Genomic DNA, 13,615 nt, shown 5'->3' with positions numbered 1-13,615 from the left:
CCCGCACTCCCAGCGGGCTTTTTTTTGCCTGGCATTCAGGCTGACGCGTTGCCCGACGCAGGCAAGACAGCCGCCGCCGTCACTCGCGCTGATTTCAACACAGGTTGCTCCAAGGCCGTGCGCCCATAAAACAGCAACGCCATCAGCCAACAACTCAACCAGACGAAAATCCCCGCCCAGAACGTGTGGGACACGTAATTTTCAGCAGGTCGAAATTCTGGAACCATTCCTTGTGCTCGATCTTGCCGGCGTATTGGGTGGTTTCCACCGGGCAGTACACGCTGGTGTGGCCCTTGAGGTAATGGACCACCCCGGTGCTGAGGAAAAAGGCGAAGACCACATAGAGAAAGTCGCGCCGATGTTTGTGGGCAAAACGCAACGGCGCGGCGAACCGGATTTTCTCCAACAGGCGCAGTAACCCCAGGCACTTTTTCGGCTTGAAGATCGGCCAGACAAACGACAACAGCACACAGATAGTGGCCGCCTCACCGGTCCAGTTCGGAATGATCCTGGCCCACTTATGGGTGATTTTCTCGAACAGCCGCACGTGCTCCAACGGAAAGACCTGGTGCAGCGGGTCGTAGAGTAAATTGCTGAAGGCGATGTCGATGCGAGTCATGTCGAACAGCAAGAACACCACCACGGCGTTTTGGTAACGGGCAAAGCGGCGCGTATCGATCGAGCGCCTCAGGCCGAAAAGGCTCAGTCTCCGTTCCACATCAAGCCGCCCCAACGGCATCCACCCAGTCATTCGATGGCGCGACAGTAGAGAAACCGACGTGGGCGGGCGGTGAAACAGAAGTGAAAAAAGCTTGGGGTGCGAGCAACGCTTGCTCACACAGATACCCGGAAAAAAACTTACAGATCTTGAACCCACCGCCGATACAGCCCTGTTACATGCTCTGCTGGCTCTTAACAACAACAATCTTCCAGCGTACCGACGATCAAGCAGCACAACGTTCCTGGAGGAATTTGATGAACAGCTGGTTTGGCAACATTAGCGTCAACATGAAATTGGGCCTGGGCTTTGGTCTGGTGCTGGTATTGACTTGCCTACTGGCCCTGACCAGTTGGACCAGCCTGGACGGGCTGATCAAACGCAGCAACTGGATGAGCGACATCACCCAGCTCAACGCCGGCCTGACCAAACTTCGGGTCACGCGCCTGCAATACATGCTGACCAACGGTAACGAGACCGCCGCCCAAAACGTGCAGACCACCCTCGATGGTTTCGTGGCACAACAGAACGCCCTGCTCAGCAGCTTAAAGAGCCCGGAAAACGTCAAGTTGCTCAAGGAGCAGAGCGCAGTCATCAGCGCCTACCAGGTGTCCCTGAACAAAATGCGCAGCGCCTACCGCACGGGCAACACCGCCCGCGATGCCATGGGGACGGACGCAGAGATCGCCTACAAGCTGATTGAGACCCTGGATTCGGACGTGCGGAAAATGGGCCCCGGCGATGAGCGTTTCGCCCAGTTCCAGGCCATCACCCAGGCCAAGCAGGACTTCATGCTGGCCCGCTATGAAGTGCGCGGCTACACGACCAACAGCAACGCCGACACCGAACGCAAAGCCGCCGCCCAACTGGACGCCGCCATCGCGTCGCTCAAGCCGCTGAACGAGCATTTCTCCAGCACCCGTCAGGATGAACTGCGCCAACTGGAAAACGCCCTGGCCCAATACCGCAGCGCCGTGCAGGCCTTCAAGCTGGCCACCGCCGACGCGGTACAGGCGCGCAAGGAAATGACCGACCAGGGCGCGTCAATCGTGACGTTGAGCGAACAGCTGTACCACATCCAACTCGAGCGCCGCGACGCCGAAAGTGCCCAGGCCCGCACCCTGCAACTGGTCAGCACCCTGCTGGCGTTGCTGGTTGGGGTCATTGCAGCCGTGATCATCACTCGCCAGATCACCGGCCCGCTGCGCGACACCCTGGCCGTGGTCGAGCGGATCGCCAGCGGCGACCTCTCGCACACGGTCATCGTCACCCGTCGCGATGAACTGGGCGTGCTGCAACAAGGCATCGCGCGCATGGGCGTGACCCTGCGCGACCTGATCAGCGGCATCCGCGATGGCGTGACCCAGATCGCCAGCGCCGCCGAAGAACTGTCCGCCGTGACCGAGCAGACCAGCGCCGGGGTCAACAGCCAGAAAGTCGAGACCGATCAGGTCGCGACCGCCATGCACGAAATGACCGCCACGGTCCAGGAAGTGGCCCGCAACGCCGAAGAGGCCTCCCGGGCCGCAGCCGCCGCTGATGGCGAAGCCCGTGCCGGCGATCAGGTGGTCAGCGAAGCCATCGTCCAGATCGAACGCCTGGCCAGCGAGGTGGGGCGTTCCACCGACGCCATGACCGTGCTGCAACAGGAAAGCGACAAGATCGGCAGCGTCATGGATGTGATCAAGGCCGTGGCCGAGCAGACCAACCTGCTGGCGCTCAACGCGGCGATCGAAGCGGCACGCGCCGGTGAAGCCGGGCGTGGTTTTGCCGTGGTGGCCGACGAAGTCCGTGGCCTGGCCCAGCGCACGCAGAAATCCACCGAAGAAATCGAAGGCCTGGTGGCCGGCCTGCAGAACGGCACCCAACAAGTGGCGGCCGTGATGAACAACAGCCGCAGCCTCACCGACAGCAGCGTGGCCCTGACCCGCAAAGCCGGCGCGTCACTGGAAAACATCACCCGCACGGTGTCGAACATCCAGTCGATGAACCAGCAAATCGCCGCTGCCGCGGAGCAGCAAAGCACCGTGGCCGAGGAGATCAGCCGCAGCATCATCAACGTGCGCGACGTGTCCGAACAGACCGCCGCCGCCAGCGAGGAGACCGCAGCGTCCAGTGTTGAGTTGGCGCGGTTGGGTAATCAGTTGCAGATGATGGTCAGCCACTTCCGCGTCTAACGCCCTACGCACTGTGGGAGCGGGCTTGCTCGCTCCCACAGGACGCTCATAAACGCAGCCCACGAATCGCTCTTTCGTACAAATCTCCCACCCCCTGCCCTACCGCCGTTCTCTGCACGCGCCTGTACGGTTTTCGCTTGAACAAGCACATCCCGTCAGCACTCTAGTGTCGGGCTCCTGCAATCAATGAAATCATTGATTGCCGCTAACAAGCCTTACGTCATCAGGACTCGGGGAGTTGCCAGACGGTTCACACGTTAATCGCATTGGTAAACACCAACCGATTTCCAAACGGATCACTGATAGCCATGTCCTGGCTACCCCAGGGCATGGCCTGGATCTGTGGGTGGGCGTAGCGGTATTGCTTGGCCAGCAATTGCTGTTGGAACGCTTCCAATTCATCGGTCTCGATCCGCAACGCCGAGCCTGGCGTACAATCGCCATGGTGCTCGGACAGGTGCAGCACGCAGTCGCCGCGGGAGACTTGCAGGTACAGCGGGAAGTCGTCACCGAAGCGATGTTGCCAGTCGACGGTAAAGCCCAGGAAGTCGACATAAAACGCCAACGCCTTGGCTTCATCGAATATCCGCAGGATCGGGGTGGTTTTACCGAAGCTCATGGGTTGCTCCCTGGCTGAAAAGACCCAGTGTAGATGGGTTGACCCACAATGCTTCGGCTTTAAGCCCGGCTTCTTTAGTTCCCAAGTGCCATTATTGTGGCGCCAATTCACGTTATTTCGGCCACTTGCACACCATCAAACGCCGTCTGATGGGCTGAATTCCTGGCCCAGATCGCCTTCGCGAGCCAGGAACCGCCCTTCCCTGCGTCCATTCGCTTGGCCGTCGCAATAAACTCAGGACACCATTGACCCACACCCCGTCGATGCCTTCGCGGCGCGTTGAAGTCGGCCACGTCGCGAATCGTCTGTGGATTGAACAACACCAGGTCCGCCCAATCGCCTTCACGAATTTCTCCCCGTTGCATGTCGCTGACGGACATCGCAACGCAACAATCATGAAAATCCAGCACTGAACGTTCATACCCCTGAGGCGAGCACGCCTGCTCCCGCAGGACCGTTAGCAGCCCCCTGGCCGCCCAATGACTGGCCGTGCAGCCCTCAATTCAGTACCATCGCCCCCTGTTTTTGCACCACTCCCCGGCAGCCGACTCTCCACCGGCGCCCAGTCAGGTAAATCATGAAATCAGCACGTCTTCGCGCCGACGTCCTCGCCGGCCTCACCACCTCTTTCGCCTTGCTCCCCGAGTGCATAGCCTTTGCCCTGGTGGCCCACCTCAACCCGCTGATGGGGCTCTACGGCGCCTTTATCATCTGCACACTGACCGCGCTGTTCGGCGGCCGGCCAGGCATGGTGTCGGGTGCGGCGGGGTCGATGGCCGTGGTCATCATCGCGCTGGTGGTGCAGCACGGCGTGCAATACCTGTTGGCCACTGTGCTGCTGGGCGGGCTGATCATGACGGCGTTCGGGCTGCTGCGGTTGGGCAAGCTGGTGCGCATGGTCCCGCACCCGGTGATGCTCGGCTTCGTCAACGGCCTGGCGATTGTCATTGCGCTGGCCCAACTGGAGCATTTCAAGCAGGGTGAGACCTGGCTCAGCGGCACCCCGCTGTATCTGATGGCCGGCCTGGTCGCGCTGACCATGGCCATCGTCTACCTGCTGCCACGCCTGACCCGCAGCGTGCCGCCGGCCCTGGTGGCGATCCTCGGCATCGGCCTGGGGGTCTATTTGCTCGGCCTGCCCACCCGCACGCTGGGCGACATGGCCCATATCGCCGGCGGCTTACCCACCCTCGCCTGGCCCGACCTTCCCTGGAACCTGGAGACCCTGCAGATCGTCGCGCCCTACGCGGTGATCATGGCGATGGTCGGTTTGCTGGAAACCCTGCTGACCCTGAACCTGACGGATGAAATCACCCAGAGCCGCGGTTATCCGGACCGTGAATGCGTGGCGCTGGGCGCAGCCAACATCGCCTCCGGACTGTTCGGCGGCATGGGGGGGTGCGCCATGATCGGTCAGACGGTGATCAACCTCAGCTCGGGTGGACGCGGACGGTTATCAGGCGTGGTGGCCGGGGTGATGGTGTTGCTGTTCGTATTGTTCCTGTCGCCGTTGATCGAGCGCATCCCGCTGGCTGCACTGGTGGGCGTGATGTTCGTGGTTGCACAGCAGACCTTCGCCTGGGCCTCGCTACGGGTGATCAACAAGGTGCCGAAGAATGATGTGTTGGTGATCATCGCGGTGACCGTCATTACCGTGTTCACCGACCTGGCGGTGGCCGTGCTCTGCGGTATCGTCATCGCGGCGCTCAACTTCGCCTGGCAACAGGCCCGGGAGCTGTACGCCGACGCGCACCAGGAAGCCGACGGCAGCAAACTCTATCGCTTGCACGGCACGCTGTTCTTCGCCTCGACGACGCCGTTCCTCAACCAGTTCGACCCGGCCAACGACCCGGCCCAGGTCACCCTGGACTGCCGACATCTGAGCTTCGTCGACTACTCGGCCATTGCCGCACTCAAGACCCTGCGCGAACGCTACAGCAAAGTCGGTAAGCACCTGCGTGTGTTCCACCTGTCCGAGCGTTGCAAGCAAATGCTCAAGCGCGCGGGCGAGCACCACGACTGAAGCAACACCCAACAAAAACCTGTGGGAGCTTGCTCGCGATAGTGCTGGATCAGCCAACTTCAATATCGACTGACCCGGCGCCATCGCGAGCAGGCTCGCTGCCACAGGGGCAGGTGGTGGACTGAGATACTGCGATCACTCGCTCCCATAGGGGAAAGGGGTTATCAGCCCTTGAATTCCCGCGAGGCGTATCCGGCGAGCTTGCCTTGGATGAAGTCCAGGAAGCACTGGATCCGCAAGGCCAGTTGCGAGTTGCGGTAGTACACGGCATTGATCGGCTGGCGATATCCGCTGTTGGCCTCGGCCAGCAGCACTTTCAGCCGACCGGCACGGATGTCTTCGCGGGTCATGAAGTCCGACAGGCAGGCAATGCCCTGCCCTTGCAGTGCCAGGTGGCGCACGGTTTCGCCGCTGGACGCACTGATGGCCGGCTGGATCGGCCAACGATCACCGTGTACGTGGCGCAGTGGCCACTGGTTGAGGCCCTCGTTCTGGGCAAACCCCAACAGCGCATGACCTGCCAGCTCGGCGACGCTTGACGGCGTGCCGTGCTGCTTCAGATAAGCGGGGCTGGCCAGTATGTGCAACGGGCTGCAGCCCAGGGCGCGGGCGTGGAGGGTCGAGTCGGTGAGGGTGCCGATGCGGATGGCGATGTCGGTGCTTTGCTCCAGCAGGTCGATGATCAGGTCGTTGCTGTTGAGTTCGAGCTGGATATCCGGGTAGAGCCGGCGGAACTCTTCGATGTGCGGGACGATGGCATGCAGCATGAACGGTGAGGCCGCGTTGATCCGCAAGCGGCCTGCTGGGTTCTTCTGGCGGGATGACAGCCGCTCTTCCAGCTCATCCATCTGGTCGAGGATGCCTTTGGCCTGCTTGAAGAAATACTTGCCCTCCTCAGTCAGGTCCATGCGCCGCGTGGTGCGGTTGATCAGCGTGGTGTCGAGCTTGGCCTCCAGCCGCGACAACGTGCGGCTGACCGCCGACGGCGTCTGTCCGACCTGCTCGGCGGCGGCGGAGATGGATCCGCACTCGATCACGCAGACGAAAATCTGCAATTCGTCGGATCTGGCTTTCACGTATCCCCCTGTCGACTGATCTCTCTTGTGGCAAGGGGATTTATCCTCGCTAGGTGGGAGCAAAGCTTGCTCCCACCGTGCAGGTTCACCCGCCCGCCACAGGATAGTATCGGGATGCGCAGCAAAAGAAAGGTCACGCCTTCAAACCGAACACCTCAACCAAATGCTGCTCATACCGCGCCACATCTTCTTCGATGTTCGGGCGCTTCATCACGTCCACGCACAGGAAGGTCGGCAGGCCGCTCATGCCGAGGAACTGGTTGGCCTTGTGGAACGGGAAGTACACCGCGTCCACGCCCTTGGCCTCGAAGAAGTCGGTCGGGTCGTCGAAGGCTTGCCGCGGGGCGTTCCAAGTCAGGGACAACATGTACTGCTTGCCCTGGATCAGACCACCACTGCCGTATTTCTGCGCGGCATCGGAACGGGTCCGGCCGTCGCTGGCGTAAAGGCTGCCGTGGCCTTCGGTGAAGACTTCGTCGATGTATTTCTTCACGGTCCAGGGGGCACCCATCCACCAACCCGGCATCTGGTAAATGATCACGTCGGCCCAAAGGAACTTGGCGACTTCTTCCTTGATGTCGTAGCCACCGTCGATGAAGGTGGTTTTCACATCAAAACCGCCGCGGTCCAACACGCTGACCGCCGTGTCGTGGAGGGTGGCGTTGTAGCGACCGGCGGAGTGAGCGAATTGTTTGCCGCCATTGAGCAACAGGACTTTTTTCATGGGGAGCCTCATCGGGTTCCACGGCGTGGACCGTCAAAGGGCCGCAGCATGGAAAGGTTGAAAATGATGGCGGCACAATAGCGACGGACTTCACAGGGAATAAGCAGTGCAACGGCAAAACTGATTTGACCTACACGCACGAATGAACGACTGATTATTGCCTTAAACTCCGAGACCTCTTTTATCTCAGGAGCCACCTCGATGAGCGAACTGCACGGTTTCATCCTGCACGCCAAGACCCGTCCGGAAAAAGCCGAAGCTTTCGAAGCGCTATTCCGCGCCTACGTCGAGCCAAGCCGTGCCGAGCCTGGATGCATCGAATACCACATGCTGCGGGACCAGCAGGATCCGACGCTGTTCATCTTCTATGAGATCAGGGCCTCCCAGGCGCACCTGGAGGTGCACTCGAACCTGCCGCACATGCAGCAGTTCTTCGAGCAACGCATGGATTATCTGGAGCGTGACTTCGAAATCCGCCGCGTCGACATGCTCAGCCCGTCCTCGGCTAGCCGCTGATCAGCAGATGGTCGCCGAGCACGCCCAGACCGGTGCCAATGAAAATCACCAGCAACCGCGGCCACAGGTGCCAGATCAGGGCTTGCAGATGACCGCCAAACACCCATTGCCAGACGTTGGTCAGGGTCGCCGGGATGATGCGCGTTTCTGGATAGCTCGGTGTCGACCACAGACATCTACCCGCTCATGCCGCGCGTTAGGGTGCCCGTTCCCTTCTGCCCCTTTCGGAGCTCACATGACCGCACCCATCACCGTCCTGCGCGACACCCATCCGCTGCCCGTACTCGACGCCTGCAAATGGGAAAAACTCGAAGGCGACCCGCACACCGTCAACCTCAACGCCTACACCAGCGAAGACGGCAGCAAGATCATGGGCACCTGGATCTGCACACCTGGCAAATGGTATGTGGAATATGTGAAGTGGGAGTACTGCCATTTCCAGGAAGGCTACTGCATCATCACCCCGGAAGGCATGGAGCCGATCCATCTGCGCGCCGGTGATATCTTCGTCGTCGAGCCAGGCATGAAAGGCACTTGGGAAGTGGTCGAGACCGTGCGCAAATATTTCGTCTTTGCCTGAAACAAAAAACCGAGGGACCACCCGACGTGGTCTCTCGGAAAACAACGTTCTGTACCACCTCTATGGCGAGGAAAGTATCTGTAGGGGGCCTTGCTCCCGTAGAAAAAGCTCCCCGGCCATAGAAGCTCACTTGATATCGCCGCGTTTATTGCGGCTTACGATAGCTGTTCACAATCGCCGAAAAGTCCTTGCCACCCTCGCCCCGTTGGCTCATCGCCTGGTACAACTGCTGCGCCACCGCCCCCAGCACCACCGGCTGATGGGCCTGCCGCGCGGCTTCGGTCGCTAGGCCCAGGTCCTTGAGCATCAGGTCGGCGCCAAAGCCGCCCGTGTAGCCACGGGACGCCGGTGCCGTTTCGATCACGCCCGGCCATGGGTTGTAGGTGTCCGAACTCCAGCAACGGCCCGTTGAACTGTTGATGATGCCGGCCAACACCTGGGTGTCGATCCCCAAGGCATCGCCCAACGCCATGGCTTCGCTGACGCCGACCATGGAAATCCCCAGCAGCAGGTTGTTGCAGATCTTGGCGATCTGCCCGGTGCCGACTTCGCCACAGTGCACGATATTACGGCCCATTTGCGCCAGCACCGGTTGCAAGGTGGCGAACAACTCAGCCGTGGCGCCGACCATGAAGGTCAACGTGCCCGCCGCCGCACCGCCGGTGCCACCCGAGACCGGCGCATCGGCCATTGCCACCCCCTGTTTCGCCGCGGCAGCCGCCACGTCGCGGGCGGTTTGTGGATCGATGGTGCTGCAATCCACCGCCGGTGTGCCGGCAGCGATGCCGGCCAGCACGCCGTCGTCACCCAGCCAGACACTGCGCACATGGGCGGCGGCCGGCAGCATGGTAATCACCAGCGCAGCGCCCTGGGTCGCGTCGCGAGGCGAAGCGCTGATAGTGCCGCCCAACGCCGCCAGTTCAGCCAGCACCGTCTGGTTCAGGTCGAACAGGTTCAGCGAATGGCCAGCCTTGAGCAGGTTGCGCGCCATGGGGGCGCCCATGTTGCCCAGGCCGATAAATGCGATGTTCATGTCCGGCTCCTTAACGCAAATTGATGGTGGTGTTCACACCGTCATTGACGCTGTCATCATCGAACCAGCGCGCGGTCACGGTCTTGGTTTGAGTGTAGAACTGCACCACCTGTTTGCCGTACGGACCGAGGTCGCCAAGTTTCGAACCGCGGGAACCGGTGAAACTGAAGAACGGCACTGGCACCGGGATCGGAATGTTGATGCCGACCTGGCCGACGTCGATTTCGCTCTGGAATTTGCGCGCCGCCGCACCGCTTTGGGTGAACAGGCCGGTGCCGTTGCCGAATGGGTTGGCGTTGACCAGGGCAATCGCCTGATCCAGGGTGTCGACTTCCAGCACCACCAGCACCGGGCCGAAGATTTCTTCGGTGTAGATGCGCATGTCGGTGGTCACGCCGGAAAACAGGGTCGGACCGACGAAATTGCCCTGTTCGAAACCCGGCACGCTGATGCCACGACCATCGAGCTCCAGCTTCGCCCCTTGCTGCACACCACTCTCGATCAATTCGAGGATCCGCGCCTTGGCGCGCTTGGAAATTACCGGACCGACGTCAGTGCCCGGCTCGCTGCCAGCGTTGACCTTGAGCTTCTGTGCCAGGGCCTTGAGCTCCGGCAACCACTGCTTGGCCGCCCCCACCAGCACCACCGCGGAAGTGGCCATGCAACGCTGGCCCGCCGCGCCGAAACCGGCGCCGACCAAGGCGTTGAGGGTCTGCTCTCGATTGGCATCGGGCAACACCACCGCGTGGTTCTTGGCGCCCATCATCGACTGCACGCGCTTGCCGTGGCGACCCGCCAGGTCATACACGTGAGTACCGACCGCCGTCGAGCCGACGAATGAAACCGCCTTGATATCCTTGTGGGTGCAGAGCGCGTCCACCACGTCCTTGCCGCCGTGCACCACATTGAGCACGCCCGCCGGCACGCCGGCCTCGATGGCCAACTCCACCAGGAGCATGGTCGACAGCGGGTCCTGTTCCGATGGCTTGAGCACAAAGGTGTTACCGCAGGCGATGGCCATCGGGAACATCCACAGCGGAATCATTGCCGGGAAGTTGAACGGGGTAATGCCCGCGCACACGCCGATCGGCTGGCGCAGCGTGTAGGTGTCAACGCCACCGGCGACGTTCTCGGCGAACTCGCCCATCTGCAGGGTGCCAATGGAACAGGCGTGCTCGACCACTTCCAGGCCACGGAAAATATCGCCCTCGGCGTCAGCGATGGTCTTGCCCTGCTCGGCGCTGAGCACCGCGGCGATGCGCTTGGAGTGCTCGCGGATCAACGCCTGGAGCTTGAGCATGATGCGCATCCGCGCGCCGATGGGCGTCAGCTTCCAGGTCTGGAACGCACGCTGGGCAGCGGCGATGGCGGCATCGACTTCCGAGGCCGTGGCGAACGGAACCTTTGCCAACACCTGCTGGGTGGCCGGGTTGACGATGTCGTGCCACTCGCTGGATTGGGATTCAACCCACTCGCCATTGATCAGCAGTCTGACGGTTTGCAGGGTGGTATCGCTGGGCGTAAGGGAAACGTTCATGCTGGCCTCCGGGATTGTTCTTATAGAGAGCGTTGGTTCAGCAAAAACCAAGGTGCATAGGACACGCTTGGTGATGAGACTGTTTTTGGAGTATAGATGTGCAAACTTCTAATAAGAACGCACATAAAAACCGGTCCAACATGCAAAAAAACATCACCTCCCTGGGGTCGCTGAATTGGGACGACCTCAAGTTTTTCCTCGAAGTGGCCCGCACCCGCAAGGCCAGCACGGCCGCCAAGCGCCTGGCCGTCGACTACACCACGGTGTCGCGGCGCATCAGCTCGCTGGAAGCCTCGTTGGGCACGCTGCTGTTCGAGAAGTCCCGGACCAACGGTTTTGTCCTGACGGCCGAAGGCCAGCGCCTGCTGGGTTACGCCGAATCGATCGAAAGCACCCTGCACATGGCCTGCGAACAGGTCTCAGGCTCTGGCGTCGCGCTGTCCGGCCACGTGCGCATGGGCTGCACCGAAGGCTTCGGCAGCTTCTTCATCACCCCGCAACTGAGTCACTTCGTCGACGCCTACCCGGCCATTTCGGTGGACATCCTCCCGCTGCCGCACTTCATCAGCCTCTCCAAGCGCGAAGCCGACATCGTCATCGCCCTCGAACGCCCCGAACATGGCCCCTATGTGTGCTGCAAATTGTGCGACTACCGGTTGCAGCTCTACGCCACCCAGCAATACCTGGACAACCACCCACCCATCCAGCGCCCGGCAGACCTGGGCAAGCACTCATTCATCAGCTACGTGGATGACCTGGCGTTCAGTTCCGAATTGCTCTACCTGGCTAACGTACTGCCCGGCGCCAGCGCCCACCTGCGCAGCACCAGCGTGATCGCGCAATTCGTGGCAGCGCAGCAAGGCCGCTCGCTGGCAATCCTGCCCTGCTTCCTCGCCGCCCAGGACCCACGGCTGTTGCCGGTGCTGCCGGAGGAAATCACCGTCACCCGGCAATTCTGGATGTACTGCCGGGAGGACTTGAGGAAGCTGAAGCGGATTACGTTGTTGTGGGATTACATTCGCCAAGTGACTGAACAGAACCAGCCACTGCTGATGGGCGACAGCCGGGAGATGGTGTTCGCCGACTAGTAGATTTTCAAGGAATCAGGTAGCGGAATCGTAACGGGCTCAACACGCCTTTGCCAACGGTTTGTAACAGCGGTTGGTACACGACTTGTAACACCTCGACGTCGACATTCGGAGACGCACAGTCACTCAATAAGGACCACGCGAGGCCACCCATCGCAGACTGATTGAACACCGACGCCCGGCCACACACTGTACGCACATACAGCACATGGTGCGCGCGGGATGAAAGACGATTTGATCGATGACAGCGGGTTTGAACTGGGATTGCCCTCACGCGAGGAAATGCTCAAGCACCAGTGTGATTTGCTGTGTGCTGAGCTGGAGACGACACGCCGGGATATGAGGACGGCCCACAAGAACATGCCGGACTGATCGTTAAGTACCGGGATAGCTCGACCGAACTGGCTGCATTGGACGCTGACTGACATGTATAGGCGTGAGCGGGAACAGGGAACAGGGAACAGGGAACAGGGAACGACGCAGTAGGGCTACCAGTACGGCGACTACTCACAACACAAAAAACTCTGGGGCCAGGTCGAACGAATGGTGCTGTCGAGACGGATTAATGCGTGGCTATATATAGAAGAAACCTGTGATGCGTGTCGCCCCATGAAATATCGCTCGGCCTAAGCGCGCGATACAGACATAGTCGTCAGACGGTTTAGGGCAGCGGCATCGCGGCCAACGCCGCCGATTCGCGCTTTCACAAACAATTTACGCACAGGGTTATCCACAGGTAGCACGTTGCAGCACCCCCAAAAACGCATTATCTTGTATGTCGCCTCCCCAAAAAGCCCTACATGTAGGGTTTGTCGTGACGAACGCCCCCAGAATTAGCGAAAAAGCTCTTTTATCGGAGAGTACTACTTCGTCTGGAAGGATACTTTTGAGGGCCTCATTAGGGCCTCTTGAGGGCCACAGGAAGCGTTAAAGCGTTAATAACGGTCTATGGGAGGGGGGCGGAAAGAAAACTGCCTGGAAAGCACCATAGAGGCTTCCGCCCCTTCTTGAAATCGATTATGATGTGACCAGACGCACAAAACCGCCCATGAGGGCGGTTCCGTTAAAGATGTCTACGAGTAGTCGCGTTTCTGTCCGCAAAAACGATACGTGACCACTCGCACCCTCTTTCACATGCGTTAGCACGGTCAAGAGAAGGACGCCATTAAAGCCAATTGATGCCACTACGTCAATTGGTGATTGATCGGTGGTCGGTTCTTGAATGGTGCGATTAAGCCTCAAAACCCTTAATCCTATGCAAGAGAGATGACCACCATGTTTAACTTCGAACGCAACAACGTCGGCAAGAAAACCATCCCTGTCCGTCAGTATCGCCGGTTCCGTTTCGGCGAATGGGAGGATGTTTGCCATCACCATCGTAGTCCGCCTCGTTAAGGCGTAGTGACAAGCCACCAAGTTTTCGCTGATTTGGTGGTTCCCCTCTGATCGACCAAAAATCGCCTCACACTGGGACCAATACCGTCCCGCCGCACTCCATGCCCAACTCACGACTGCCGTAGTCGC

General features: G+C 60.3%; 12 protein-coding genes and 4 pseudogenes. 7 read left to right on the top strand and 9 right to left on the bottom strand.

The features are described from left to right. Window positions 1-35: 35 nt before the first annotated feature. Window positions 36-706, bottom strand: a pseudogene (locus AACY31_RS24035) (phosphatase PAP2 family protein). A 191-nt stretch (window positions 707-897) separates the two neighbouring features. Here AACY31_RS24035 and AACY31_RS29060 point away from each other — a divergent pair. Next, window positions 898-1,989, top strand: a pseudogene (locus AACY31_RS29060) (methyl-accepting chemotaxis protein); the annotation flags it as partial. 42 nt (window positions 1,990-2,031) lie between these two features. Beyond that, complete coding sequence (locus AACY31_RS29055; RefSeq protein ID WP_445261576.1) at window positions 2,032-2,895, top strand: methyl-accepting chemotaxis protein; 864 nt, start codon at window positions 2,032-2,034, stop codon at window positions 2,893-2,895. A gap of 250 nt (window positions 2,896-3,145) precedes the next feature. On the opposite strand, the gene AACY31_RS24025 is transcribed toward AACY31_RS29055, so the two are convergent. Together AACY31_RS24025 and AACY31_RS24020 are read right to left on the bottom strand one after the other, a co-directional pair. Then, window positions 3,146-3,514: a glyoxalase superfamily protein gene (locus AACY31_RS24025; RefSeq protein ID WP_003197565.1), complete on the bottom strand. Its 369-nt coding sequence runs from the start codon at window positions 3,512-3,514 to the stop codon at window positions 3,146-3,148. 135 nt (window positions 3,515-3,649) lie between these two features. Beyond that, a pseudogene (locus tag AACY31_RS24020) lies at window positions 3,650-3,876 on the bottom strand (D-aminoacylase); the annotation flags it as partial. A 215-nt stretch (window positions 3,877-4,091) separates the two neighbouring features. Here AACY31_RS24020 and AACY31_RS24015 point away from each other — a divergent pair. Then, window positions 4,092-5,537 carry a SulP family inorganic anion transporter gene (locus AACY31_RS24015; protein WP_339492822.1) on the top strand — a complete coding sequence of 482 codons (1,446 nt, stop codon included), beginning with the start codon at window positions 4,092-4,094 and terminating at the stop codon, window positions 5,535-5,537. Between the two features lie 164 nt (window positions 5,538-5,701). Here AACY31_RS24015 and AACY31_RS24010 read toward each other — a convergent pair whose 3' ends face one another. Both AACY31_RS24010 and AACY31_RS24005 read right to left on the bottom strand, forming a co-directional pair. Next, window positions 5,702-6,613 (bottom strand): LysR family transcriptional regulator, encoded by a 912-nt coding sequence (locus AACY31_RS24010; protein WP_339482364.1) that lies wholly within the window; start codon window positions 6,611-6,613, stop codon window positions 5,702-5,704. A 133-nt stretch (window positions 6,614-6,746) separates the two neighbouring features. Beyond that, window positions 6,747-7,337, bottom strand: coding sequence for an NAD(P)H-dependent oxidoreductase (locus tag AACY31_RS24005; RefSeq protein ID WP_339482365.1), 591 nt, complete (start codon window positions 7,335-7,337; stop codon window positions 6,747-6,749). Window positions 7,338-7,538: 201 nt separating this feature from the next. Between AACY31_RS24005 and AACY31_RS24000 the strand changes: the two genes are divergently transcribed. Further along, on the top strand, window positions 7,539-7,853 hold the full coding sequence (locus AACY31_RS24000) for a putative quinol monooxygenase (RefSeq protein WP_339505165.1): 315 nt from the start codon (window positions 7,539-7,541) through the stop codon (window positions 7,851-7,853). Here AACY31_RS24000 and AACY31_RS23995 read toward each other — a convergent pair. Beyond that, a pseudogene (locus tag AACY31_RS23995) lies at window positions 7,846-7,992 on the bottom strand (sulfite exporter TauE/SafE family protein); the annotation flags it as partial. The gene AACY31_RS24000 and the pseudogene AACY31_RS23995 sit on opposite strands and share 8 nt — an antisense overlap. 96 nt (window positions 7,993-8,088) lie before the next feature. Between AACY31_RS23995 and AACY31_RS23990 the strand changes: the two are divergent. Next, complete coding sequence (locus AACY31_RS23990; RefSeq protein ID WP_339482367.1) at window positions 8,089-8,433, top strand: cupin domain-containing protein; 345 nt, start codon at window positions 8,089-8,091, stop codon at window positions 8,431-8,433. Between the two features lie 145 nt (window positions 8,434-8,578). Here the strand turns inward: AACY31_RS23990 and mmsB are convergent, their stop codons facing one another. Further along, window positions 8,579-9,466, bottom strand: coding sequence for a 3-hydroxyisobutyrate dehydrogenase (mmsB, locus tag AACY31_RS23985; RefSeq protein ID WP_339492823.1), 888 nt, complete (start codon window positions 9,464-9,466; stop codon window positions 8,579-8,581). 10 nt (window positions 9,467-9,476) lie between these two features. Beyond that, entirely contained in the window at window positions 9,477-11,003 is a 1,527-nt protein-coding gene (locus tag AACY31_RS23980; protein ID WP_339492824.1) for a CoA-acylating methylmalonate-semialdehyde dehydrogenase, read from the bottom strand. Between the two features lie 140 nt (window positions 11,004-11,143). Between AACY31_RS23980 and AACY31_RS23975 the strand changes: the two genes are divergently transcribed. Together AACY31_RS23975 and AACY31_RS23970 are read left to right on the top strand one after the other, a co-directional pair. Further along, the gene (locus AACY31_RS23975; protein ID WP_339482372.1) at window positions 11,144-12,091 is read left to right on the top strand and encodes a LysR family transcriptional regulator; all 948 of its coding nucleotides are present in this window, start codon (window positions 11,144-11,146) and stop codon (window positions 12,089-12,091) included. 222 nt (window positions 12,092-12,313) lie between these two features. Continuing rightward, window positions 12,314-12,463 (top strand): hypothetical protein, encoded by a 150-nt coding sequence (locus AACY31_RS23970; RefSeq protein WP_339505163.1) that lies wholly within the window; start codon window positions 12,314-12,316, stop codon window positions 12,461-12,463. A 645-nt stretch (window positions 12,464-13,108) separates the two neighbouring features. Here AACY31_RS23970 and AACY31_RS23965 read toward each other — a convergent pair. Beyond that, window positions 13,109-13,468 (bottom strand): hypothetical protein, encoded by a 360-nt coding sequence (locus AACY31_RS23965; protein ID WP_339505162.1) that lies wholly within the window; start codon window positions 13,466-13,468, stop codon window positions 13,109-13,111. Window positions 13,469-13,615 lie beyond the last annotated feature (147 nt).

The organism is Pseudomonas sp. RL_105y_Pfl2_101 (assembly GCF_963970585.1).
Classification (GTDB): domain Bacteria; phylum Pseudomonadota; class Gammaproteobacteria; order Pseudomonadales; family Pseudomonadaceae; genus Aquipseudomonas.
This window is presented reverse-complemented; position numbering and strand designations above follow the sequence as displayed.